The 22930-nt window shown below is 68.6% G+C and carries 18 protein-coding genes and 2 pseudogenes; 6 read left to right on the plus strand and 14 right to left on the minus strand.

Annotated elements, in window-relative coordinates; all coding sequences use genetic code 11:
- Positions 1-260: 260 nt before the first annotated feature.
- From F4561_RS17935 to F4561_RS17970, 8 genes are all read right to left on the minus strand, one after another.
- Positions 261-2390 (minus strand): ArnT family glycosyltransferase, encoded by a 2130-nt coding sequence (locus F4561_RS17935; RefSeq protein WP_184580532.1) that lies wholly within the window; start codon positions 2388-2390, stop codon positions 261-263.
- Positions 2387-3664, minus strand: a complete 1278-nt coding sequence (locus F4561_RS17940) for a bifunctional glycosyltransferase family 2/GtrA family protein (RefSeq protein ID WP_184580534.1) — start codon at positions 3662-3664, stop codon at positions 2387-2389. Before F4561_RS17940 ends, F4561_RS17935 begins: the two co-directional genes overlap by 4 nt.
- Positions 3665-4134: 470 nt before the next feature.
- A complete protein-coding gene (locus F4561_RS17945) occupies positions 4135-4527 on the minus strand; it encodes a hypothetical protein (RefSeq protein ID WP_184580536.1) in 393 nt (130 codons plus the stop codon).
- Between the two features lie 684 nt (positions 4528-5211).
- A complete protein-coding gene (locus tag F4561_RS17950) occupies positions 5212-5478 on the minus strand; it encodes a hypothetical protein (protein WP_184584263.1) in 267 nt (88 codons plus the stop codon).
- A gap of 93 nt (positions 5479-5571) precedes the next feature.
- A complete protein-coding gene (locus F4561_RS17955; RefSeq protein ID WP_312885348.1) occupies positions 5572-7218 on the minus strand; it encodes a glycosyltransferase family 2 protein in 1647 nt (548 codons plus the stop codon).
- A gap of 42 nt (positions 7219-7260) precedes the next feature.
- Positions 7261-9285 carry a glycosyltransferase family 2 protein gene (locus F4561_RS17960; RefSeq protein ID WP_184580538.1) on the minus strand — a complete coding sequence of 675 codons (2025 nt, stop codon included), beginning with the start codon at positions 9283-9285 and terminating at the stop codon, positions 7261-7263.
- Positions 9282-10334, minus strand: coding sequence for an O-methyltransferase (locus tag F4561_RS17965; protein WP_184580540.1), 1053 nt, complete (start codon positions 10332-10334; stop codon positions 9282-9284). Before F4561_RS17965 ends, F4561_RS17960 begins: the two co-directional genes overlap by 4 nt.
- Before the next feature lie 379 nt (positions 10335-10713).
- Positions 10714-11253 carry a hypothetical protein gene (locus F4561_RS17970; protein WP_184580542.1) on the minus strand — a complete coding sequence of 180 codons (540 nt, stop codon included), beginning with the start codon at positions 11251-11253 and terminating at the stop codon, positions 10714-10716.
- 73 nt (positions 11254-11326) lie between these two features.
- On the opposite strand from F4561_RS17970, the pseudogene F4561_RS34015 reads away from it, so the two are divergent.
- Positions 11327-11659 (plus strand): annotated as a pseudogene (locus tag F4561_RS34015) (hypothetical protein); the annotation flags it as partial.
- A 26-nt stretch (positions 11660-11685) separates the two neighbouring features.
- Here F4561_RS34015 and F4561_RS34020 read toward each other — a convergent pair.
- From F4561_RS34020 to F4561_RS17990, 4 genes are all read right to left on the minus strand, one after another.
- Positions 11686-11823 carry a hypothetical protein gene (locus tag F4561_RS34020; RefSeq protein ID WP_184584265.1) on the minus strand — a complete coding sequence of 46 codons (138 nt, stop codon included), beginning with the start codon at positions 11821-11823 and terminating at the stop codon, positions 11686-11688.
- 116 nt (positions 11824-11939) lie between these two features.
- Complete coding sequence (locus tag F4561_RS17980; protein WP_184580544.1) at positions 11940-12845, minus strand: alpha/beta fold hydrolase; 906 nt, start codon at positions 12843-12845, stop codon at positions 11940-11942.
- 424 nt (positions 12846-13269) lie between these two features.
- Positions 13270-13911: a response regulator transcription factor gene (locus F4561_RS17985; RefSeq protein ID WP_184580546.1), complete on the minus strand. Its 642-nt coding sequence runs from the start codon at positions 13909-13911 to the stop codon at positions 13270-13272.
- Positions 13899-15170, minus strand: a complete 1272-nt coding sequence (locus F4561_RS17990) for a sensor histidine kinase (RefSeq protein WP_184580548.1) — start codon at positions 15168-15170, stop codon at positions 13899-13901. The genes F4561_RS17985 and F4561_RS17990 overlap by 13 nt, the downstream gene beginning before the upstream one ends.
- A gap of 220 nt (positions 15171-15390) precedes the next feature.
- On the opposite strand from F4561_RS17990, the gene F4561_RS17995 reads away from it, so the two are divergent.
- From F4561_RS17995 to F4561_RS34025, 3 genes and pseudogenes are all read left to right on the plus strand, one after another.
- On the plus strand, positions 15391-16062 hold the full coding sequence (locus F4561_RS17995; protein ID WP_312885349.1) for an ABC transporter ATP-binding protein: 672 nt from the start codon (positions 15391-15393) through the stop codon (positions 16060-16062).
- 62 nt (positions 16063-16124) lie between these two features.
- Positions 16125-18545 carry an ABC transporter permease gene (locus tag F4561_RS18000; protein WP_246437780.1) on the plus strand — a complete coding sequence of 807 codons (2421 nt, stop codon included), beginning with the start codon at positions 16125-16127 and terminating at the stop codon, positions 18543-18545.
- A gap of 327 nt (positions 18546-18872) precedes the next feature.
- A pseudogene (locus F4561_RS34025) lies at positions 18873-19148 on the plus strand (transposase); the annotation flags it as partial.
- Here the strand turns inward: F4561_RS34025 and F4561_RS18010 are convergent.
- A complete protein-coding gene (locus tag F4561_RS18010; RefSeq protein ID WP_184580552.1) occupies positions 19093-19644 on the minus strand; it encodes a CGNR zinc finger domain-containing protein in 552 nt (183 codons plus the stop codon). The pseudogene F4561_RS34025 and the gene F4561_RS18010 sit on opposite strands and share 56 nt — an antisense overlap.
- 81 nt (positions 19645-19725) lie before the next feature.
- On the opposite strand from F4561_RS18010, the gene F4561_RS18015 reads away from it, so the two are divergent.
- Positions 19726-20301 (plus strand): mycothiol transferase, encoded by a 576-nt coding sequence (locus F4561_RS18015; protein WP_221445532.1) that lies wholly within the window; start codon positions 19726-19728, stop codon positions 20299-20301.
- Positions 20298-21515: a MalY/PatB family protein gene (locus F4561_RS18020; protein WP_184580554.1), complete on the plus strand. Its 1218-nt coding sequence runs from the start codon at positions 20298-20300 to the stop codon at positions 21513-21515. Before F4561_RS18015 ends, F4561_RS18020 begins: the two co-directional genes overlap by 4 nt.
- 472 nt (positions 21516-21987) lie before the next feature.
- Here F4561_RS18020 and F4561_RS18025 read toward each other — a convergent pair whose 3' ends face one another.
- Positions 21988-22821 (minus strand): helix-turn-helix transcriptional regulator, encoded by an 834-nt coding sequence (locus tag F4561_RS18025; RefSeq protein ID WP_184580556.1) that lies wholly within the window; start codon positions 22819-22821, stop codon positions 21988-21990.
- Between the last annotated feature and the right edge of the window lie 109 nt (positions 22822-22930).

The following is a 22930-nucleotide window of genomic DNA, read 5'->3' on the forward strand; positions in this document are numbered from 1 at the left end:
CCCATCGGAGTGATCATCGTGCACGCCGCCGTACTCTCTTTCGTCACCGGATTCATGCTGGTGGGAGATTAGGCAACGAATGCAAGAGAACGATCGGAGGCTCTTTTGGAAGCTGAGGGGGATCGGCGGTACAGGCGGCTCCATCCGCCGTCCGCGCCTGGAGACGGCACGTCGACGCGGCCTCGTGGGAAGGCCGACGGGCTGGTGGCGGGCGCTGCTTGCGGAAATTTCCGCCAAAGCTGCGCGCCCGCCACTGCGGGTCAGCGGCAGGAGTAGAGCTGCTGTGAACTGTCCTGCGAACCACCCCAGGCTTTCGGCCCGACCTGGGTACAGTTCTGCTTCACCCACTCCTCACGTTCACCGCGCGCCTGCTCCTCCCCGCCCATGGGACTCTGCGCCCCGCTGGACACCTGCGTGCCGCTCGGCGGGATGCCGCCCCTCCCGCCGCCGATGAGGACGAACCCGAGCTCTCCGGATTCGCGCCACGCTGTCAACTGCTCGACGGCGGGGGCATCGTCGGTACCGCCGAACCCGCCCATGGCGACCACCGTGAGGTCGGAGTTGATGATGTAGGGCGAGGCGCTCATCGCCCCGCCCTCCACAGCGAGCGGGACCGTGCGGTCGCCGGCCTCGGACTCGACGTAGCCGAGCAGTGCCTGCTGCTCCTCAGACAGCTCCGCCGTCGAGCCGCCGGGAGCACCGCCCATGCCGCCGGGTGCCCCAGCGCCTTGCTGCGGCGGGGTGTCCTGCCCCGAGGAGTCTTGAGCACCGCCGACGCCGCCGGGCACGGACGCCGCGGCGTCCGTGCCGCCGGGCGACCCACCTCGGTCGCCGCCGAACATACCGGTGCTGGGCCCCGCCATCGCGTTGGCACCGTTCATCGAATCCTGCGAACCGACCGCCGTGATCACCGACCACGCGCTCGGCACCGCCAGAACCGCAGCCAGCCCCAGTGCGAGGCCGGCGCGTGCCAGCCGCCTGCGTCCGCCCCGCTGCACCAGCAGCAGCGCCACCGCCGCCGCTGCCAGCCCGAGCGCGACGTATCCGACCCAGGCGTGCCAGTCGGGGTTGCGCATGACCACCACGAACGCCCAGAACACCGTCAGCGCCACCCCGAGCGGCAGCAGCAGCCAGGCCCGCCGCGCGGGTCGGCGGTACCACTGCCAGAACCGCACCAGACCCGCGCCGGCGATCGCACCGACGGCCGGAGCCATCATCGTCGTGTAGTAGGGGTGCATGATCCCCTGCGCGAAGCTGAACACCAGGCCGACCACCAGCAGCCAGCCACCCCACAGCACCCAGCCGGCCGCACCCCGGCGGTCGAGGCGGCGACCTGCCCGCAGCCGCAGCACGCCCGAGACGCATACCGCGGCCAGCACGAGCCCGCACAGCGGCAGCAGCCAACTGATCTGCCCGGCGAGCTGGTCGCCGAACATCCGCAGGATCCCCGCCTGACCGGAGAAGCCCCCGCCGGGTCCTCCCCCGCCGCCGGGCATACCGCCCACCGCGTCGGAGGAACCGCTCCCGGCGGGCGGCCCCGCGGACATCTGGCCGCCGCCGCGCATGTTGCCGCCGCCGAAAATCCGGCCGAACCCGTTGTAGCCGAACACCAGGTCCCAAGCCGATCCGTCCTCACTGCCCCCGATGTAGGGCTTCGGCTCGGGCCACAGCGCGGTCGCCGCAACCCACCAGAACGAGCCGACCACCAGCACCGCCCCGGCCACCGCGAGATCGGCGGCCTTGCGCCCCCACGAGGACCGGCTCGCGACCAGATAGGCGGCCACGAACGCAGGCAGCACCATCCAGCCCTGCAGCATCTTGGTCAGGAAACCGCAGCCGACCAGCAACCCCGCCAGCGCAAGCCAGCCCGTGGCGCGCGGCCCCTCACACGCGCGCGTCATCGCATAGGCGGCACCCACGACCAGCAGCACCAGTAGCGTGTCGGGGTTGTTGATCCGGTTGATCGCCACGGTAATGGGGGTGAGCGCCAGCACCAGGGCCGCGAGCAGGCCCGCGTTCTCCCCCGCCCAGCGGCGCACCGTGCGATGCAGCACGACAACCGCCGCGCCCCCGGCCAGCACCTGCGGCAGCTGCACCGCGAACTGCGAGTAGCCGAGGATCTTCACCGAGACCACCTGCAGCCACAGCGCCATCGGCGGCTTGTCGACGGTCACCACCCCGGCCGCGTCCAGGCTGCCGAAGAAGAAATTCTCGAAGCTCTGCGACATCGACTTCACGGCTGCGGAATAGTAGGCGTTGCCCCAGGAGCCGCCGATGTCCCACGCATACAGTCCCGCGGCCACAACGCAGATCGCGGCCAGAGCCCAGGGCTGCCACCGCCGCCGGACCGCTGACCCCGTTTGGGGTGCGGATGCGCGGTCGGCCATCATTCCGCTGCCTCCTGCGCCTGGCGAGTGCTCGTGTCCGCGAGCGCCGGGCGGAACACCCACGTCCGCAGCAGCACGAAACGCAGCGCCGTCCCGAGGACCGACGAGACAACCAGCACCGCCACCTCCAGCCACCGCGCGGCGTCGGGTTCGACCGTCTGCAGGGCTAACAGCGCGCCCGAGGTCACCACGTAGTACAGCGCGAACACGACCAACCCTTGGAAATGGATCCGCCCCCGCGCATCGGCGCGGGCCCGGCGCAGGAACGTGTAACGCCGGTTGGCCTCGGTGTTCCACAGCGTCGTCGCCACCAGCGCCACCAGATTGGCCACCAGCGGCGGCCACCAGATGCGCAGCAGCGCGTAGAGGACGGCCGTGAGCAGCGTGGAGACGGCGCCGATGGCGCCGAAGGAGACCAGCTGCCACAGCAGGCCGCCGCCCGCCCCGCCCACCACGGCCTGCGGGTGCTCGGGACGCGGGCCGGGTCGCCGCGGCAGCCCCGGCACCCGCGCCGCCCCGCTCGCCTTGGCGCGGGCTACCCGCATCAGTCCGGCGATGTCGTCGAGGGCGGTGCGGACGACGTCGACGCGGGTGTCGGTGTCCTCCACCCAGTCCACCGGCACTTCGTGCACCCGCAGCCCGTTGTGCTCGGCCAGCAGCAGCAGCTCGGTGTCGAAGAACCAGGAATCGTCCTGGACGTGCTTGTGCAGCGGGCGTACCGCGTCGGCGCGTGCCCCCTTGAACCCGCACTGGGCGTCGCTGAACCGGGCGCCGTGGCTCCAGCGGATCACCGCGTTGTAACAGCGGGAGATCAGCTCGCGCTTGGAGCCGCGCACGGTGCGCGAGGCCGGCGCCAGCCGCGAGCCGATCGCGATGTCGGAATGGCCGTTGACCAGCGGCGCCACCAGCGGCAGCAGCGCGTCCAGCCCCGTGGACAGGTCCACGTCCATGTAGACGACGACGTCGCCGTCGCTGTAGCCCCACGCCGTGCGCAGCGCCAGCCCCCGCCCCTTGCGGTCCAGGTGCAGCACGCGCACGCCGGACAGCCGCTCGGCCGCGTCGTGGGCGACGGCGAGGGTGCCGTCGGTGCTGGCGTTGTCCACCACGGTGACGCACCAGTGGAACGGCAGGTGCCGCTCCAGGTGCGCGCACAGCACCTCCAGGCACCCGGGCAGGGCGCGCTCCTCGTTGTAGACCGGGATCACGACGTCGACCCACGCCGTCGCCGGGAGCGCGTGCGGCGCGTCGCCGGAGACAGCACGCTCCACCCCCGTCATTTCCCACCACCTCTCTTCGGTGTGCGATGCGCCCCCATTCAGCCGAAGAGAAGTGCGACGTCTCTGGCAGAAACCTGGAAAAAACCTGAGAGTGAGCGCCGTCAGAGGCCGCGGTCGGGCCGACGCCACTCGTCACCCCCGCTCACACTGGGGTTAGGGGCCGACCACTGGAGATAGCCGCGGTCTGGATACTCCACGGGCTAACTTTGGATATTCACCTTCGTATTACCGGATTCACAACCTGTTAAAGACCGCTTTCCAACGATCGAAACCCGAGCGTGGACCCGAGAGCTCGTCGAATGAAGACGCCGGCTGCGAATCGACCTGCGCCCCATCTCCAGCCCCCGGGGGGTCATGGCGCGGGCCGTGGCCACCCTGATGCACAGCGCATGCAGCTGGGCTGGCTGCCCACCAGCGGCGACCATGTGTCCATGATCGTGACCGCGTTCGCGTTCGCGTTCCCACCGCAGCTACTCGTCTGCGTATTCGGCTTCATTGGCCGCAACATCGTCGTCGGCACCGCCATGGGGATCCTGGGGGCACGTGACTGTTGACCGTTGCCGTATCCCTGAACTCCCCGCCCGCATGGTCTCCATCCCCACGCTGGACGTACTGATGCCGGCAGTATCAATCGGCCGCGCGCCGGTGTAGGCGTTGAGCAGGCACAGCACGAACCCGGCATACCCGGCGGTGTGGTGCAGCCGCATCGCCGCGCGCAGAACCTGGGCGGGGGTGGCGACCTGCCGTTCGGCGTCGTAGCCGCCGAAGGACACCCGCACCCCGTTGCAGGGGTTAGAGGGGATGCGGCGGGCGCGCACGGCGGTGTTGCACAGGGTGGAGAACAACGCGAATACCGAGGCCACCGAGGTTGCGATCCTCAGCCACCCCGAAGGGTGGCTGCCACCCCGGGAAGCCGAGCGCGCCCGGCGCGAGGCCGAGGTTGCGATCCTCAGCCACCCCGAAGGGTGGCTGCCACGCCGATTGAGCAGGGAAAATATCGGACAGTAAAGCACGAAGGGACAACATAGGGACCCCAATTAGCACTCTTCGTCCGAATCATGCTTGGGAACCTCCCCGGGAACCGATGACCACTCATGGTTCTCAAGCACTCCTCGCCTCACCTCAACGCGAAGATTAGTCCACTACTCGGATAGGAGATCTACCCCAGTTCGTATTCCCCTTTGCGGTCCGCGAGGGTGTGTTCCATGTGTGTCCGATTACTTGAGCACGGACGACATGGGCAGCACCAGCCAACACGAAATGACCATGCATTAGGGATTCACCCAGTACCAGCCCTTCACACCCATCATCAGCACCATCCGGGGCCTCCTCGCCGGTGCCCCGCCGGAAGCGATGCGGCCTGGGCCCTGGGCTGGACCGTCGCGATCACCCTCGTCGGCTACGGCTGGTCGCTAGGGCTCTACCGCCGCCATGCCGCGCCGTCGACCGGCCGCGCAACGGGAACCTGAAGAGGGCGTTTCGTGAGTTGATGCCCCTTTCGTCACTGGGTTTGGGTCAGGCGGGCTGGTCAGGGGTGTGCTGGCGGGTTACGGGTGGGGCTGGGTGAACAAGCCCGACTCGGTCTCGGTGAGGATGCCGTGGCTGACCAGGTGTTTGAGCGTGGAGCGGATGTTCTCGACGTTCTTGGACACGATGGGCAGGCCCAAGGCCTGGCAGAGGTCGCAGGCCGCGCAGCGGCCGGCCAGGGAGAGAAGCGTCGTGCGGGTGATCTGCAGATGCGCGATCGCCTCGTCGAGTCCGCCCAGCGTCGCGGTGAGCTCACCGATGCGGGGTTCGTGTCTGCTCAGCCTCACGGGCGCAGCAGGGGGAACACGATCGCGCGGCCAAAGGTGGTGTCCGCGCCCTCGCAGGACACCGCGGCCAGAGAACGCCTGCGCCGCCCCGGATCAGCGGAAAACCCGGCGCCAGATCCCGGGGGTGCGCAGCCGCCGCAGCCAGCGCAGCTTGCGCTCCAACCTGTCGGCGCGTGCTCGCTGCCGCTTGGCCTCCAGCTGTGCCTCCCGCAACTCCGCCGGCCAGTCGCACGGCACAGCGGGTCCGTCATGGGCGAGGTCGTCGACGAAGCTCCCGGCCCAGTCCATCCAGTGCACCCCGTAGACCTCGTCCACGACCCGGTCGATATCGGCCTCCGTCGCGCCGAGATGGCGTGCCCGCGCGAACGCGGCGGTGCGCTCCAGGCGCGAATGCGGCGCCGCTCCGGACTTGGCGTGCGGCAGCACGACACTGACCAGCCCGGCTTCCTCGGACTCGGCGGTGTCAGTGAGCACGCGCAGGGCCCGAGGTGTGGGGAGGGAGCCAGCGGGTAGCGCGAGCCGGAACGGCACCGAGCGGTCGATTCCGGGTGGCTCGTCGACGAACCGGACCCGGCTCTCCCCTCGGTAGGTCTCCCGTAGCAGGCGAAGGTCCAGCTCCGGGTCGTCGAGCGGCGTGCGGGGGCCCGCGCCGAGAGTCGCCCATGGTCCGACAAGGAAGACACGGATGTCGCTCATATCTCCGGCGAGCACGCGGTCCGCGGTGACGCGGACGTCCTCAAGCCGGTGTCCGCCCGAGTCGATGATCACGTCGATGTAGGGCACCGACCACTGCCTGCCGTGAATCTTGCGGCGCTCTCGGAAGAGCGGCACGCGGTTGCTGACGAACGGGCGCCGGTAGCGGGCCCCGCTCTCGCGGCGCAGACGCATTTGGGAGTTGCCGAGGTGCCAGCTGCTGGAATCGAGGTCAGGGACGAACACGGCCCCCGCCTGTGCGAGGCGGTACCCCAGCTCGGTGTCTCCGCCGAGGATGAGCGCCGGGTCCATGCCGCCGACGGCGTCGAAGAGGTCGCGGTGCACCGACCCGGTAGCCCCGACGAACACGCAGTAGGCGCTGGAGCCCGCGGAGCGCAGCCGATCGGTGCGGTCGATGACCTGTTCCACCCAGTGCGCTCCGGCGCGTTCGCGGTCGAACAGCCCGGCGGCGCGCCCTTCGCGCACTGCTTCGTAGGTCTGCTGTGGAGTGAGCAGTCCCGGGACGAACTCGGGAAACATCTTGTGGCCGAGCACCGCGAGGTAGTCGGCGATGTGCTGCCAGCGAAGCTGGGACTCCACGTGATCGCTGTATACGAGCATGTCCGAGTCCAGTCGCAGGAGCACGCTCCCGTCTGAGGCTGCCGCACCGGTGTTGACGGCGTTCGCCGAGCCCCAGAGCCCCGGGGCCGTTGGGACGAGCCGGGTGTTCTCTGGCTTGATCTCGGGAAGCGTGAGCGGTGGATCGCTGCCGTCATCGACGACCACCACTTCGAGCAGGTGAGCGGGGTAGGTTTGCGCGGCGAGCGCGGCCAGCACCAGGTGCAGCTTCTCGGTCTCTCCGAAGGCCGGTATGACCACCGAGACATCAAGTGTGGGAGTCCAGCCGCCGAGTGGCGGCGGTTGGAGCACGGAATAGTCGTTGTGCCGCACTCGGGGCTGTACCCGGTCGGGTATTTTCGCGCTGCCGCGGTTGGCGGTCCCGTGCCGCCCCTCTGGTTCGCGCGACCCGTCGTCCACGACTGTCACTCAGTCCCCCCGATTCCGTGTGCTTGGGCGGAGTGCGCTTCGTCAACCGCCGGCTCCGGAGGGCGTACTGACCACCGCTGCCGGCTCATCGCCTGGCTCGCATTCGAGTAGTTCGCTGGGCCTCCAGCCGGACCATTGCCGGGTGCTGCGGCGCAGGAAGTACCCGGCTTCCTCGTTCCAGGTGTGGCCGGACGTGCCGCGGCGTATTACGTAGCCGAGTCCGTGCGTGCAGTAGATCCGCCCGCCGGAGCGCGCCACGGCGAGCAGGAGCTGGGAGTCGATCGCGTGGGGAAGCGGCCGGAAGCCCTCGTGCTCGTCGACGACCACACGGTCCACGCAGAGGGTGCCCCCGGCGACACTCGAAGTGATCCGTTCCGTCTCCTTGGTGGAGCGCAGTGTCTGGTCGAGTTCCTCCAGGTAGAGGAAGTCTCTGGGGCACCCGACGACGTCAGCGCCGGAGTAGGTGCGCGCCAGTAGCAGGTCGGCCAGGTGGTCTGGCGAATACCAGTCGTCGTCGTCCATCTTGGCGATGAGGCTTCCGCTCGCCCGGGCCACCGCCTGGTTGAACATGGTTCCGTAGACGGTGTCGCCGTCGACCGCGTGGACGGTCAGTTCGTGGCCCGTGGCCCGGAACGCGGCGATGGCCGAGCGCACCTCGGGAAGCTCCGGGGTGTAGCCATGCAATCCGAGGACCACCTCGAAGTCGACTCCACGCTGCCGCGCGAGCTGCCGCAGGACGAAGCCGAGCATGCCGGGGCGCCTCGTGCATACGACGACCGAGACCAAAGGGACCTGCGGTGCGGGAACTCCGGCGCGGGTCCCGATCCGCCGCCACCGTGCCAGGGTGCCGTGCGTCCGCAATGCCGCCCGGCGTAGCCGCACACTGTGCTCCTCGCGGGTAAGCGAGTCGGCGAGGTCGTCGGCCGTGACCGCGGTGAGCAAGGAGCGCAGATCGTCGCCCAGACAACGCGCCCAGTGAGGCGCCGGTCCACTGAACACAGGAACGCCTCCCGCGGCCAGGCCGGCGACGGCTCGGACGGCCGACAGCGGCCCGCTGTGCCGGCTCCACTCCACGCGAATCCCACGCAGATACCGAAGGCGGCCGAGGTCAACGTCGGTGATGGTTCCCGAGTCGGGAACCCGGAAGAGTTCCCTCTGGCCGTCGACAACGGCCCACCGGTGCCGCCGCGGCATCAGGCTGGCGATACGCGGGCCCGTGTACCGCTCGAAGCCGGCCGGGTTGACGACCCGCTCGTCGATCGGCGGAACGTCGTCCACGTCCAGCGCCCCGGGCCGCAGGTCGCTGATCAACGTACCTCCACCGAAACGGCCGAACCTCTCCCAGGAGAGTGCGGCCAGCCCCGCGCGGTCGACGCAGCCGACGCGATCATCGCCCCAATCGGGTGGCCCACCGCTGTGAGAACGCAGCGCGATGTCGGCTCTGGGCGTCACCCGGCGCAGCGGCACCGGGCCACTCGCGCCGACCGGGATCGCCCCCGGGTCACCCGGGCGCCACAGTGACGTGTCCGGGCCGCTCAGGGCTGCCAGTGGAGCGATCGCCGAAGCCCTACGGCCGCCGCCGATCGCCCGGGCCACCGCCACGACCGCCTCCCTCGGGGCCACTGGCTCCAGGAAGCAGAGCTCACAGCTCCACGCATCATCCTCGTGCCGGTGGACATGCATGTCGTACAGCTCTTTCCACTGGCCCAGCCCTGGCGGGATCGGCAGCGGGGGTCCGGCGTGCGGCGGCAGGGTAGCGATGCCCAGCAGAATGTGCGCCGCGGAGGGAAACCCGTCGCTGAGCACCACGGCGCGCCTGAAGTCAGCGGGTGTCGCCGCTACGAGTGCGACCAGGCCCGCGGGTCCGGCGTCGGTGTCGCCGTTGCCGGCGTCGGGTGGCCCGAGGCCACCGTCCGCTGGCTCGCCATCGAGATCGACCACCCGCCCACATTCAGCCGGCTTGATGACCGGGAGCCGGGTCCGCGCCGTGGGGCCTCCGATGTGGCAGAGGAGCGCGAAGTCCCCGCCGAGCAGGTCCAACGCCGACCGCAGCGTATGTTCGATCATGCCGACCGCCAGGTGAAGACGTGGGTGCTCTTCTCCGCCGCCACGATCTCGCGCCGCAGGTCCGGGTCGTCGGCCAGCCAGCGGTCACCGATAGCCTGCTCGTCGGCGCGGTCCGCGTCGTCCAGGACGACCAGGGCCGACGGCGAGCACAAGGGGAACAGAATGGGACCGGCCGGGTAGCGGGCCTGTGTCCCTGTGCCTGCCGGTGGTCCGGCGATGAACAGCAGTTCGATATCGACCAGGTCGCGCACGAAATCCAGGGCGTACCAATGACTGTCCTGGAAACCGGCGTCTGGATCCGAGCGCCAGTCCGCCAGTGGCGCATGGCGCACGTCGACGATGTCGCTCAGCCCGTGGGCGGCGACCATGTCCCGTGTCAGCCGCGCGTACCGCTCGTCGTGTTCGAGTGCCACCAGCTTTCCGGTGCCCGCCCTGCGCAGCGCGTAGCCAAGCCAGATGCTGGAGGACCCGCTGCCGCACTCGACGACCAGTTTGGGCCGGTGTTCGCCTATGGCGCGGGCGACCAGCCGAAGTACGTCAGGCGACGCCGCCCAGCCACGCAGTGCCGGCATGAACGAAGCGGGCTGCGGAAATTCGCGCAATTCCCACCAGGCCGCCTGCTGCTCGTAGTCAGCGCACCCTTGCCGGGTGATGTGCTTTGTGAGCTCTCGGAAATGCCTGGGCTGATATTTGTCGACGCGTTCGGCGATCGCTGCGGGCATGTTCTCCAGATCGCCGCGGAGCTCGTGGACTTCCGCACGGGCGCCCTCCACCGCTCCCGTGAGCTCGACGCGGCACTCGCCGATCGCCTCGGATATTCCGCGGGTGTTCGTGTCGGATACCTGGTTTAGCCGGCGCACCTGGTACGCCACTCTGCGCACCATGATGGCGAGCACGCCCACGGCCATTCCAACCGTTCCCAAGGCGGCGAGCTCCAGGGTCGCCGCCCAGCCCAGTACATCGAACCCGCGGAACGTAACAAGGAACCCTGCCCCGCAGGCCGCGACGGCCGCTGGGGGAACCCAAAGGCGAGCCTTTGGCAGCCGCATAACGCAACCTCCACGAATCAACGACGCCTCTTTTCGAGAACACAACGACGGAGATGGGAACATGGGAGACGGGAACATGAGGGAAGTCGTCGACGATTCCCACAGCAAGCACGGATATCTGGAAGCAGAGCCGGTTGGCTAAATTTGATATAGTGCATACTAGCCAGATCGCCGGGTGCGCAACCAGGAAACGCGGCCACGCTCAAGTGCGTAATGCGGGCCGGTGCCCCCAATCACAGGGCGATTGCCGATACGCGAACCCCTAACGCAAATAATTCCCTCGTGTCGCGCAAAATAAGTCTCTGAACGCGCCGCGTGCGCGATCGGTCCGGACCCGCCGGCACCGGAGGATCTGCCCGGTAGAGGAGGCCGGCGCTACCTACCGCGGCCCACTGTCGCGCTCCAGCTCGGCGTCCACCCAGCGGATGAACGAGAGAATCGACCCGTCGAAGTGGTCGCGCACGCGCTGCATCACCGCCCGGTGGTCGTGTCCGGGCGCGAACACGCTCGCGGTCTCCGTGCCGCACCCGCAGGCGCACCCACGATCGAGGAACTCCTCCTCGCCGTCGATCTGGCCGTAGGCGATCGGGTTGCGCGAACCGTTCGCCAGCGGGTCGGGCTGTCCGATGTAGCGCTCGTAGAGCGGATGGCCGGCGGTGAGCAGTTCGCCCTCGAACGCGATGCGGGCATCGCCGGTCGCATAGGTGGCGGACAGTCTGGTGATGGCGAGGACGCGGTCCGCACCGACGACCAGTGCGAACTGCTCCCGATCGGCCTTGGCCCGGTCGACTTTCCACGTTCCGCTTCCGGCCTCCCACGCCTCGGCTTCGGTCATGCGGGGGAAGTAGCCGACACCAGTGCGGCCGATCGGGTCGTCCGGGGTCGGCCTGTAGCTCTCGATCTTGAACCGGATGGCCATGTTGGCACCTCTACTATCGCACTCGGTTATCAAAGAAGCAGTCTTAACTATACGCTTCCGGGACTGGAAGTAAATGGGGCATCCTTGGCCAAGGCGTCGAGGCGCAGACAGCCACCCCTCAACCGCCGCTCCCGGGCATACGAAGAGCGCCTCTCCCACCACCAGGCGAGCGAGGCGCGAAACGCGGAACGGGCACGGCAGGTGCCAGCGAGCTTCGGCGAGGACCGTCCCCGCGTCACCAGCGTCATCCACCGCCGCGATCACCGTTGACCACGACCGCCCGACCATCGTCAACCGGCACTTCGTCGCCGAGGAGCCCGACCGCTTATGGTTGGCCGGCATCACCTACGTGCGCACCTGGGAGGGCTGGATATACGCGGCCTTCGTACTGGATGCCTTCTCGCGGCGGATCGTGGGCTGGCAGGTGGCCGATCACCCGCGCACCGACCTCTGCTGGACGCACTGGAGATGGCACTGCGGCAGCGCAGCAAGCAGCGTCCAGGGCAGCACTCCCCCGCGCCGGCCCTGGCGGGCGTCGCTGAGCAGGGGCATGGAGGCGGCGACGATCATGCCGTCGACCGACAGCGGGAACCGGCCGGCACGCGGGAGACCCTTCGTGCGTGCCGGCCGGTTCCAGTCGCGCTCTGCGGCGAGCAGGCGGTTCCGGCGTCCTGCGGTCGGGTGCCTCAGCCCAGGAAACCGATTAGGGCGTCGACCAGGAGCTGGGGCCGCTCCTCGGGGATGTAGTGGCCGGTGTCGGAGACCTCGACCACGTCGATGTCCGGGCCCTTCGACGGCAGCACCTGGCGCAGGAGCGCGTGGTTGCTCCCGGAACCGCCGAGCGCGAGGGTCGGCGTGGTCATCGGCCCATAGGTGCGCTCGTCGGCGATGTCGCGATTGAACGCCTGGTACCAGCTGGCACCCGCGCGGATGGCGTCGGGGCTGGAGTAGGCCCGTGCGTAGATCCGCCGGGAGTGCTCGTCGATGCTGCCGGGGTCCTTGGCGTAGGTGTCGAAGAGCCAGTCGATCAGCAGCCGCATACGGCCGTCGAGCAGCTGCTCGGGCAGGCCATGCACCTGGTTGAACGCCAACCACCACGGGAAGGACGCGTTGACGTCCTGGTCGGGCGCTGGCAGCAGGGTGAAGGACGACCACGCCGCATCGGGGTGGGGTGCGTCCAGCAGGACGAGCCTGGTGGTGGCCTCGGGGTGGTTGGCCGCGAAGGAGTAGGCGACCATGCCGCCGATGTCGTGGCCGACGATGCTGACCGCCGGCAGGCCGAGGTGGCGGAGGAGTTCGTAGATGTCGCGCGCCATGGTCTTCTTGTCGTAGCCGCCGGCGGGCTTGGCCGAGGAACCCATGCCGCGGATGTCGACAGCGATCACCCGGTACCGGCGCGCCAGTGCGGGCATGACCTTGTGCCACTGCCACCAGGTCTGCAGCCAACCGCCGATCAGGACCAGCGGCTCGCCGCTGCCGCCCTCGACGTAGTGCAGCCGGGTGCCGTTCACCTCCGCTTCGTGGCTGGAGAACTCGCCGTCGAGCGAGCGCGCCAGTGCGGCGTCATCATCTCGTGCAGACGTTGTGTCCACGGCACTTCCTTAATCAGATGATACGAACGTGGTGGCCTGCAGTTGGGGCGGCCACAGGACGGCGGCTATCAGGGCCGCAGTGATCACGGCCGGCCCTCCTTGGACGTCGGAACTGTAGGTGCGGGCGGCACCGACCACCCAAGCCGGCCGGCACCGACACCCAATTTATCTGTCTGCGCAGTCAAATTCTCGCCGGGCTCCTATGATTCGCCGCACCACACGGCCGTCGGAAAATCGCGGAGCCCTCGCCGGGATCGCCACCGGCACACCGGGGCACACGGGGACACCGCGTTGACGACCGAGTTCCCCGGCGAGGCCGCGCTCATCCTCGGGTGATCCGGGCCCGGCCGTCCGCGGACGGGGACCGGCGCCTGGCAGCGGCCGTAGGCGAGGCGGCGCCAATGGGCAGACCAGAGCCAGGGGGCTACTTCTCGCGTAGGTAGGTCAGGACCGCGAGCACTCGTCGGTGGCCGGCATCGTCGATGTGCAGGCCCAGCTTGTCGAAGAGGTTGCGGATGTGCTTGCTGATCGCAGCTTCGGAGACGAACAGTTTCGCGGCGATCTCGCTGTTCCGATCTCCTTGAGCCAGGAGCTCGAGTACGTCGCGTTCACGGTCAGTCAGCGCCGCCAATGGGCTGCGGCGCCGCTGCATCAGGATCCTGGCGACCTCAGGGTCCAGCACGGTGTGCCCGCTGGCGACACGGTGCACGGCTCGGATGAAGTCCTCGACGGCAGCGACCCGCTCTTTCAGGAGGTACCCCACCGAGCCGGCGCCATCGGCGAGAAGCTCACCCGCCGACGCGGGCTCGACGTGTGCGGACAGAACGAGCACGGGATGGTCGGGCCGGGAGCGCCTGATCTCGATCGCTGACCGGAGCCCTTCGTCGGTCCAGGTCGGTGGCATCCGCACATCGACGACGCTCAGGTCTGCGTCGTGCGCGCTGACCAGGTCGCCGAGGTCGTCCGCGGTATCGGTCACTGCTACTACGTGGATGCCCTCGCCGCGCAACAGCGCCGCAAGCCCCTCACGCAGGAGAGCGTCGTCCTCTGCTATCACGACTCGCATTGGAGACTCACCTCGATTCTGGTCGGACCGCCGGGCGGGCTGCTCACCCGGAGCGACCCCCCTAGGGCGTTGACGCGGCTCTCCACTCCTGTGACCCCGGTGCCTCTGCCCGGGTCGACTCCGCCGTGACCATCGTCGCCAACCACCGCCGTCACCCACGGAACCTGCTCGACCACATGCCAGCGCAGCTCCACCGTCGCTTCACTGGCGCCGCTGTGCTTGGCGATGTTGGTCAGCAGCTCGGTGATGGAGAAGTAGAGCGCCGTGTCGACCGAGGCAGGGGTGGGCGCCGGCCTTTCCACGTGCAGTCGGGTGGGGATTTGGCTCTGGTCGACGAGGACCCCGACTGCTGGGACCAGCCCCTCCTCGGCAAGTACGGGTGGGTAGATGCCTTGGATGACCCGGCGCACCTCGGCGATCGCATCGGTCGCGGCGTGGCCGGCCTTGGTCAGTGCCATGCCGGGGTCTCCGGATTCGGTCTCGAGCTGGCGTTGAGCCATGCCGACATACATCGCGACCGCGACCAGGCGGTTCTGGGCCGCGTCGTGCAGGTCTCGCTCGATCCGCCTCAGCTCCGCGGAATGGGCAGACACAGCAGACTCGCGGCGGGTCCTCTCGATCTCCGCACGACGGCGGTGCTCCTGTGCCCGACTCGGTGACAGCAGCGCCGCCACGAGCTTGGCGTCGACCACGGCCGCATAGGGAGCCGTCGCCCACAGCGCGAAGGCGGCGATGCCGACCAGCATCGAGGCGAAAGCCTCCGGCCACGAGGTCACCTCGAACATGACGGCTGTCTCACCGTCGGGGAGTGCCCACCAGTAGAGAGGGTTGAGTGCGTAATTCAGCGCGAATAGGAGCAACATGATCGCCGCTGCGCCAAGCGGGATGCCGACGAACACACGCACGACCAGGGCGCCGATATCACGGATCAGGGCCCCCGACGCAGCGTGGGCACGCACCGCGGAGAGTCGCGCCCCGGCCTCTCCGAAGTAGGGCGAGTCGGTCCACCTCCCGAGGCGCCGGCCGACGCGGGTCCGCTCTCGGTCGCACCAACGGCGGACCAGAAGGTCAACCAGGCCGACGAGGAGCAGCCCGACTCCCACGACCGACAGAGCAATGACCGCCACCGATGCCGTCAGAAAGACGAGCGCGACGAGGCCGGCGAGCAGGTCCCCGACCAGGTAGCGCACCGCGCGAACCTGTCCGACGATGGCTGATGTGACGGCCGACCGGGCGACCCGACTGCCTCCGTCACTCACGCGCTGATCCTACAAGCTGTGTGGCCGCAAGACCGAGTCGGAAGGTATAGCCACCGCTACCACGATCCGGACCCTCACTGGATTCCGATGCCGCCGCGGATCCCCGGACGATGAGAGCGTGATCAAAAAGAGAACCAGGAGCTCCGGCACCGACAGCAGCCAATCCGCACCCGTCACCCTCCGTGGGGTCAGTAAGAGCTATGGCACTGGCGAAGGCAGCGTGCGAGCTCTGGACAGTACCGACCTCACCCTCGATCCGGGGACGTTTACGGCGATCATGGGTCCGTCGGGATCGGGCAAGACGACCCTGCTGAACTGCCTGCTCGGGCTCGACAAGCCTGACTCCGGTGCGATCTTGGTGGGCGGTACCGACATCACCAGCCTCCACGAGACCGACCTGGCGCGGTTGCGGCGATCGCGGCTCGGGGTTGTGTTCCAGTCCTACAACCTGATCCCCGCCCTGACGGCCGCCGACAACATCTCGCTCCCCTTGAGGCTCGGGGGCGAGCGGATCGACGAGGCCGCCGTGAAGCGCCTGGCCGACGCGGTGGGAGTCGGCGCGTTCCTCGGCCACAGGCCGGCCGAGCTCTCAGGTGGGCAACAGCAGCGCGTCGCCTTCGCCCGCGCGCTGATCGCCGACCCGGAGCTCGTGGTCGCGGACGAGCCAACCGGTGCCCTCGACACCGCCTCAGCCCAGGCCGTCCTCGGCCTCTTGCGCTCGATCGTGCGGGACATAGGCCAACAGGTCCTCATGGTCACCCACGACCCAGTCGCCGCCTCGACGGCTGACCGCGTCCTGTTCATGGCTGACGGCCGGTGGCAAGGCGAGATGCGCGGAGCCACCGCGGCGCAGATCGCGGGTGCCCTGCCGGACCTGGGACGGTCCCTGTGAGGGCACTGATCCGCCTGAGCTTGCGTGGAAGGCGCGGTCAGGTGCTCGCCCTGGTGAGCACCATGATGTTCTCCGCGATGTTGGTCGGGGCGCTCGGCCTGATGACCGAGACAGGTGTGCGAGGCCAGGTCAGCACAGGTGAGTACGCCGCAGCCCCGGTCTTGGTCGGCGCCCAACAGACCCGACCGGTGAGGGACGACGTCGATATCGCGGTTCCCGACCGGGCACTCATGCCGGCTTCCATCCTCGACGAGGTGTCGGAAGCGCTGCCCGATGCTGAGGTCGTCGCCGACCGGATCGCGCCAGCCGTCCTCGTCGTCGGGAACGAAGACCCGGTGCCGGTCGATGCGCACCCATGGTCGGCGACCGCGTTGGGGGACCGCGGCCTCGCATCCGGGCGGGCGCCGGAAGCCGAGGACGAGGTCGTGCTTTCAGCGGGGGTCGACGGCTCCGAGCAGCTCGATCTCGGCCACGTCGTCGATGTCGGGTTCGGTGGTGAGGCAGAATCGTTCACGGTCGTCGGCACCGTCGCCGCCGACGACTCCGGTAACGACGTGGCGGACGTCTACCTGAGTGACGGCCACGAGCGCCTGCAGGACGCGGCCGGGCAGCGCGTGGTTGCCGTCGGGGTGTGGCCCGCGGAGAGCGACGACACCGAGGTACTCGACGCAGTCGCTGCCCACAATGAGGCTCGGCTGTGGCCGGCCGATGCGCGTGGCGACATCGAGGTGGTCCGGCAGGGCCCGGCCAAGGCGACGCTCGTCTCGGCGGCGGCCGCATTCGGTGCGTTGGGGATCATCGTCAGCGTGTTCACTCTCATCGTCATCACCTCCCTACAGATCAGGGAACGTTCACGAGAGTTGGCCATGCTCCGCGTCATCGGCGCCACACCGAGGCAAGTCAAGCGCCTGCTGTGCGGTGAGGCCAGGAGAATCGCGATCGCCGCGGCCACCGTTGGGTCCCTCGCTGGTTCGTTCCTCGGTGCTCGACTGATCGGCCTCCTCCAGTCCTGGGGCGCTATCCCCCAAAGCCTCGAGCCCGTGTATGGCCCGGCGCCGTTCATGGCCGCATTCGCGGTCGTGGTCGTCTCCGCGGAGGTTGCCGCGCGGGTCTCGCTACGGCGGGTCCATCGGGAAAGCCCTCTCGCGGGACTCGAGGGAGCGGACGAGCGACGTGCCCGACTTCCACGGATGCTCGCCGGGCTGGCGGGCGTTGTGCTTGGGCTCGCCATGGCGTGCGCACCGATGTACGCCTCGGGCGAGGCCGCTGTCGGGCTGCCCGGCCTGGCGGGGCTGGTTATCGCCATCTCAGTCGGCCCGCTCAGCCCATCGATAGTCCGGCTGTTGGCACGGACGCAGCGCCGCCGAGGCGGACGTTCAGCACCCCGCTATATCGCCGTTGCCGGCCTCACCGCTCGTTCCGCCCGCGTCGGTGGCGCTCTGACACCCATCGTGCTCGGTGTGAGCCTGAGCGCGACGCAGCTCTTCACCGCGGTGACCGAGAGCGCCATCGCCACCGACCAGGTCGAAGCGGGACAACACGCGGACTTTCTGGTCACCGCCCCGTTGACCGGCGTGGATGACGACGTCGCCGACGCCGTCACCGCGATGCCGGACGTCGCCTCTACCGAGCCGATCGTCACGACAAGCGTCCTGATCCGTGGCACCCAGCACGATGCGAGCTGGCAGTCGTCGCCGGCCCTCGCGGTCGAAGGGGACCGGATCGGGCAATACGCCGACCTGCGCCCCGTCGGATCGGACACGGTCGCCTTCGCCGACGGAGGTGTCGCCCTCAGTACGCAGGCCGCGAGCTCCCTGGGTGCCGAAGAAGGCGACGACATCGACCTCGTGCTCCCTGACGGTCGAGCGATCGAGCGACGCGTGACGGGGGTATACCTGCGCGGCCTCGGGTTCGGCGACGTGGTCCTCCCGAGCGACGACCTGAAGCCAGCGATGGCCTCCGGGCAGCCGACCGCGCTGGCCGTCAGCGCATCCGACAGTGCGCCAGTGGCTGGGGTCGAGCGCCAGGTCGGAGAGCATCTCGCCAGACACCCCGGCGTCGCGACCAGCGATTCGGCGACGGCCGGGGAGACTGACGAGGCGACCGCGGATGTTGCGTTCTCCGTCCTCCTGCTCCTGATCCTATGGGGCTACATCGCCATCACGGTGGTGAATTCACTGGTTATCACGACACTCGCGCGTCGGGCCGAGTTCACCTGCCTTCGAATCGTCGGGGCCACCCCTGCCCAGCAACGGCGAACGGTGCGTTGGGAGGCGGGATTCCTCGCGGCCACCGCGTGCCTCGTGGCGACTGCGGCCTCCATCCCCGGACTGTGCGGTCTCACCTTCGCCCTCAGTAACGGCGAGCGGATGCTTCCCGCCATCGACATCACCGCGTACGCCGTCATCGTCACCACCAGCTTCGGGTTGGTCATGGCCGTCACCGAGTTGGCCGCACGAAAGGCCATGCGGACACAGGCCTGAGGAGCGACGACCGCGATGCGGAGGGCCGACGCGGGATCAGTGAGACAGCGCCGGTTACCCGGGAGAGGAGGTGATCCACACATGATCCAGAAACGCCAATCCCGGAACACACTGCGGCTTAAGGCTGGGCCCGGCACTCGGCGAAGTACTACCGGGACCTGTTTTGGAAGGAAGGCAGGGGGCGGGAGGTGGCCGGTACCGATTCGGTGATCTCGGCCCGCGACACGTGAAGCCTCCGGTAGATGAGTCAACGACCAAGAAGACCAGCCACCGGAGGCTTCGCGTTGGCTCCCCCGGGCCGCCCAGCGCCATGACCTCACCAATACGCGGTGGAAGGCCCTGCGGCCGCTGCTGCCGGGACCCGCCGTGTGGGGGCGCCCGCCGCACCGGTGCCGACACACCCTGCTCAACGCCATCCGCTGGCGGGTACGGGTCGGAGCGTCCTCGCGTGACGTCCCCGCCGCCCACGGCGCCTGGCAAAGCACCTACGGGCTGTTCCGCCGCTTCGAACGGCCGCGGGCTGCCGGCGCTCCCCGCCCCAAGGGACTTACCGCGTGCTCGGTGACGTGGTGCGCTGACGCCGGCGGTAATTGGCCGCTTTGATCCGGTTGCCGCACTCGGCCATCCCGCACCAGCGGCGCGGTTTTCCACGGGAGGAGTCCACGAAGAGCCGGGTGCATTCCGGACGCGCGCACTCGTGCATCCGTCCAATGTCCGAGCCGCCGAGGAGCTCGATCGCGTCCCTGGCGACGGCCGACAGCACCGCCTCGAGCGGGCCGCTCCTGCGGATACGGTACCGCTGGTCGAGATCGACCACGGGGGGAGCAACGGCCGCGGCCATGCTGAGCAGTTCCGCGTCCTGTCGATCAGCCGTGGCCGGCCAGCCACTGGCCAGCCGGTAGATCGTTTCGCGCAGCTCCTTGCCCTGGCGCAAACCGGACTCGGCCACCTCGGGTGGCTCGTCCACCAGCGCTGCCTCTACCGCCCACCGCCCCAGATCCGCGGGCTCCGCCAGCAACTCCTCGGATTCACCACGCCGCCACTTCAGTGTTCCTGCCAGGTCCAACGATGACCGGCCGCTCACGAAGACGGATCCCATATCACCATCTTGACAGGTGACGATGCGAGCGAACAAACTGCAGTCACTGTCTAAACGGTTACGACAATGAACGGGCTGCGAATGCCTCATGCTTCTCCAGAACACGGCGTCGCCGGAGCGGCGGACACGGACGACGTCGGGTCCTGCCAGAGCGAAGACACCGCCATGGAGGAGTTCCTCTACTTCGTCGACCGCGCGCTCGCGGGAATGGTCGAGATCGCCAGGCAGCTCGGTGATGATCTCGTCAACCGCCGGCCCGCCCTCAAAGGGGCCAACTCGGCCTTCGGGCTGACCACCCACTGCCTTGGCGTGGTCGACTACTGGGTGGGAGCGCTGGCCGCTGGCCGCGTCGTGCACCGCGACCGGGAAGCGGAGTTCCACGCGACGGGCACGGTGGCGGAGCTCGTTTCCCGGGTCCAGGAAGGTCAACGCCAGCTTCGCCTGGACCTGGACCACGTCGAACCACCCGCACCCGCCCGCGGGGATCCGCCCTCGGGGTTCCTCGGACCCCGGCGAGCCCTCACCCAGGGGGGAGTGCTGCTACACGTGCTGGAGGAACTCAGCCAACACCACGGACAGTTGGAGATCCTCCGTGACCTGCTCACCGCTCATCCACAGGGCACGACCCACGCGTTCGGCACCGAGGGAACCCGATGAACGCGACCGGCCCGCACACCAACCATCCCGACAACTTCGACACACTCGATTGGGACTGGCTTCGCGCCAGACCGGGGGCCAAATGGCACCGCGTCGAACCTGACGTGCTTCCCGCCTGGGTAGCGGACATGGACTTTCCCGTCGCACAGCCCATTCGCGACGCGCTGCACCGGTTCGTCGACGGTGCGGATATCGGCTACCCGGACTGGCCGCATGGCAGTCCGCTACGCGCCGCGTTCGCCCAGCGCATGCACGAGCGCTACCGCTGGAGCCCCGACCCTGGGCAGGTCCGCGAATTCACCGATCTCATCCAGGCGCTCCAGGTGGTGCTCCATCTGGTGACGGAACCCGGCGACGCGGTGGCGGTCCACACTCCGAACTACCCGCCTTTCCTCGGCACCGTCACGCGCATGGATCGCCGCCTGGTCCCGATCCCGATGCTTGACACACCCTCGGGATGGCGTTTCGACCCGGAACGCCTCGCCCAGGAGGTCGCCGCCACTCGGTGCCGGGCGCTGCTGCTGGTCAACCCGCACAACCCAACAGGACGCGTGTTCACGCGCGCCGAGCTGCAGGGGATCGCGGAGACCGCGAGGCGCAACGACATGCTGGTTGTTTCGGACGAGATCCACGCCGACCTCACCTACTCCCCGAACCAGCACATCCCGTTCGCTTCTCTGGATACCGACACCGCCTCCCGTACGGTGACCCTCACCTCCGCGACCAAGGCGTTCAATCTCGCCGGGACCCGCTGCGCTCTGGCCCATCTCGGGGCCGAGAGCGTGCGCGCCGCCTACGACGCGCAGCCACCCGACATCTTCGGCGCCGTCAACACGGCCGGAGTCGAAGCGGCACTGGCCGCGTGGGAGAGAGGAGGGCCGTGGCTCGACGCCGTGGTGTCCCATCTCGACGACAACCGCCGCCTCGTCGCGGACGTGTTCGCCGAACAGCTTCCCGAGCTCGGTTACCACCTGCCCGAGGCGGGCTACCTGGCCTGGTTGGACTTTCGCGCCCTCGGCCTGGGCCGTGACCCGGCCGGCAAGTTCCACGAGTACGGCCGCGTAGCGCTCAGTCCCGGTCCGGAGTTCGGACCTGGCGGAGTAGGGTTCGCCCGCCTCAACTTCGCCACATCGCGCACGGTTCTCCAGAACATCCTCGAACGCCTGGTCGCCAGCGTCCCGAGAATCCAGCATGAAACGGTGACAAACCCATGAACCCACTTCTGGTCCGGCTGGTTGTCATGGTCGGACTCTGGACTCTGGCGGCCTGGCTCCTATGGTGTACGAACTTCGTCGTCTCCGGCACAGAAAGAAAGGACGACGATCGAGGTGATCCCAGCGAGTTCACTGTTCGAGTTCGCGTAGGACCAGGGCGGCTTTGACATGGGATCACAGGTGAGCGCGGGGAGCCTTTAGCCCGGCAGAGAACCGTCGGCACCGCGGTATTCCAAACCCCTGTGCCAGGCCTCGACTGGGATGGAAGGCACGGCCGCTCCCCCAGGCTCGGCCGGGGCGAGTACACCGGCCCGAGCGCCCCGTGCACGGTCACCCGGGACAGCCGGCGGCCAAGGTGGTCGAAGGTATCAGCGGATCCGGAACACTTGTGCTTCCGAATCACACGCCGGAACAGCGGCTCGACCGCGCCGGAACGGTGGTTCGAATCAGCGCACGAATGGTCGGTTCGACATTACCGTGCGCACAGCCGATCCAATGCCGACTGGCTCTCATCGTCCGCAGCGCGGAAGGTTACCAACTGCTGGTCCGGATCTTGAAGTGGCATAAGCACTTCGAAATTCACGGCGACCACACCGACGTCAGGATGCCGCATCACCTTGCGCCCGCGGCCGTTGACCTTGACGTCTCGTTCGGCCCACAACCGCGCGAATTCCTCGTTGCCAGCGGTGAATTCGGCGATGAGGTCGGTCAACGCCTGATCCTCCGGATACGCGGCCCACGCGGCGCGCAGGTGGGCGATCCCCTCCCGCACGACGCGCTCGCGGTCGACATAGAATTCCCGTATTCCCGGATGCATCAGGCACAGCCACATCAAATTGCGCTGCGCCGGCGGCAGCGTGTCGAAATCTAGTAGCAGCCTCGCTATTTCGCTGTTCCAGGAAAGGATGTCGAAGCGGTGGTTCATCAGCATGGCCGGCAGCGGCGACAGGTCAGTGACCAGCCGGGCCAGCGGGGGCGCTGCGGTGGTGGCGGGCTTGTCGGCGTTGAGGGGGCGCTGCTGGGCCAGGTTGAAGAGGTGGGCGCGTTCGTTGGGGGCCAGGCGCAGTGCCTGGGCCAGCGCCTCCGCCACGTTCGCTGAGAGCCGCAGCCCGCGGCCCTGTTCCAGCCGCACGATGTAGTCGATACTGACCCCGGCCAGCTCGGCGACCTCCTCGCGGCGCAATCCCGGGGTCCGCCGGGCCTGCCGACGCGACGGGAGGCCGAAATCGTGCGGGTCCAGGCGTTCGCGCCGGGACCGCAGGAACGCGGCCAACTCCTGTGTCGAGTCCACGGTGCGGGTCATCATGTTCCACCCTACAGCCGGGGTAGGACTGGCCTTCCTAGGCAGCGCTCTCCCTTATCCCCGGCTCGCGGCGGTCCCAGGCTTGGTTTCGACAACGGATCACAAGCACAGG

It is taken from the genome of Lipingzhangella halophila (assembly GCF_014203805.1).
GTDB lineage: Bacteria > Actinomycetota > Actinomycetes > Streptosporangiales > Streptosporangiaceae > Lipingzhangella > Lipingzhangella halophila.

Coding starts and splice junctions, on each gene's coding strand:
- F4561_RS18020 (WP_184580554.1), top strand. CDS start 20,298: ATGAACGCGACCGGCCCGCACACCAACCATCCCGACAACTTCGACACA.
- F4561_RS18010 (WP_184580552.1), bottom strand. CDS start 19,644: ATGGGATCCGTCTTCGTGAGCGGCCGGTCATCGTTGGACCTGGCAGGA.
- F4561_RS17985 (WP_184580546.1), bottom strand. CDS start 13,911: ATGCGAGTCGTGATAGCAGAGGACGACGCTCTCCTGCGTGAGGGGCTT.
- F4561_RS18025 (WP_184580556.1), bottom strand. CDS start 22,821: ATGATGACCCGCACCGTGGACTCGACACAGGAGTTGGCCGCGTTCCTG.
- F4561_RS18000 (WP_246437780.1), top strand. CDS start 16,125: ATGATGTTCTCCGCGATGTTGGTCGGGGCGCTCGGCCTGATGACCGAG.
- F4561_RS17940 (WP_184580534.1), bottom strand. CDS start 3,664: ATGACGGGGGTGGAGCGTGCTGTCTCCGGCGACGCGCCGCACGCGCTC.
- F4561_RS34020 (WP_184584265.1), bottom strand. CDS start 11,823: ATGATCGTCGCCGCCTCCATGCCCCTGCTCAGCGACGCCCGCCAGGGC.
- F4561_RS17970 (WP_184580542.1), bottom strand. CDS start 11,253: ATGGCCATCCGGTTCAAGATCGAGAGCTACAGGCCGACCCCGGACGAC.
- F4561_RS17965 (WP_184580540.1), bottom strand. CDS start 10,334: ATGCGGCTGCCAAAGGCTCGCCTTTGGGTTCCCCCAGCGGCCGTCGCG.
- F4561_RS18015 (WP_221445532.1), top strand. CDS start 19,726: ATGCCTCATGCTTCTCCAGAACACGGCGTCGCCGGAGCGGCGGACACG.
- F4561_RS17960 (WP_184580538.1), bottom strand. CDS start 9,285: ATGATCGAACATACGCTGCGGTCGGCGTTGGACCTGCTCGGCGGGGAC.
- F4561_RS17935 (WP_184580532.1), bottom strand. CDS start 2,390: ATGATGGCCGACCGCGCATCCGCACCCCAAACGGGGTCAGCGGTCCGG.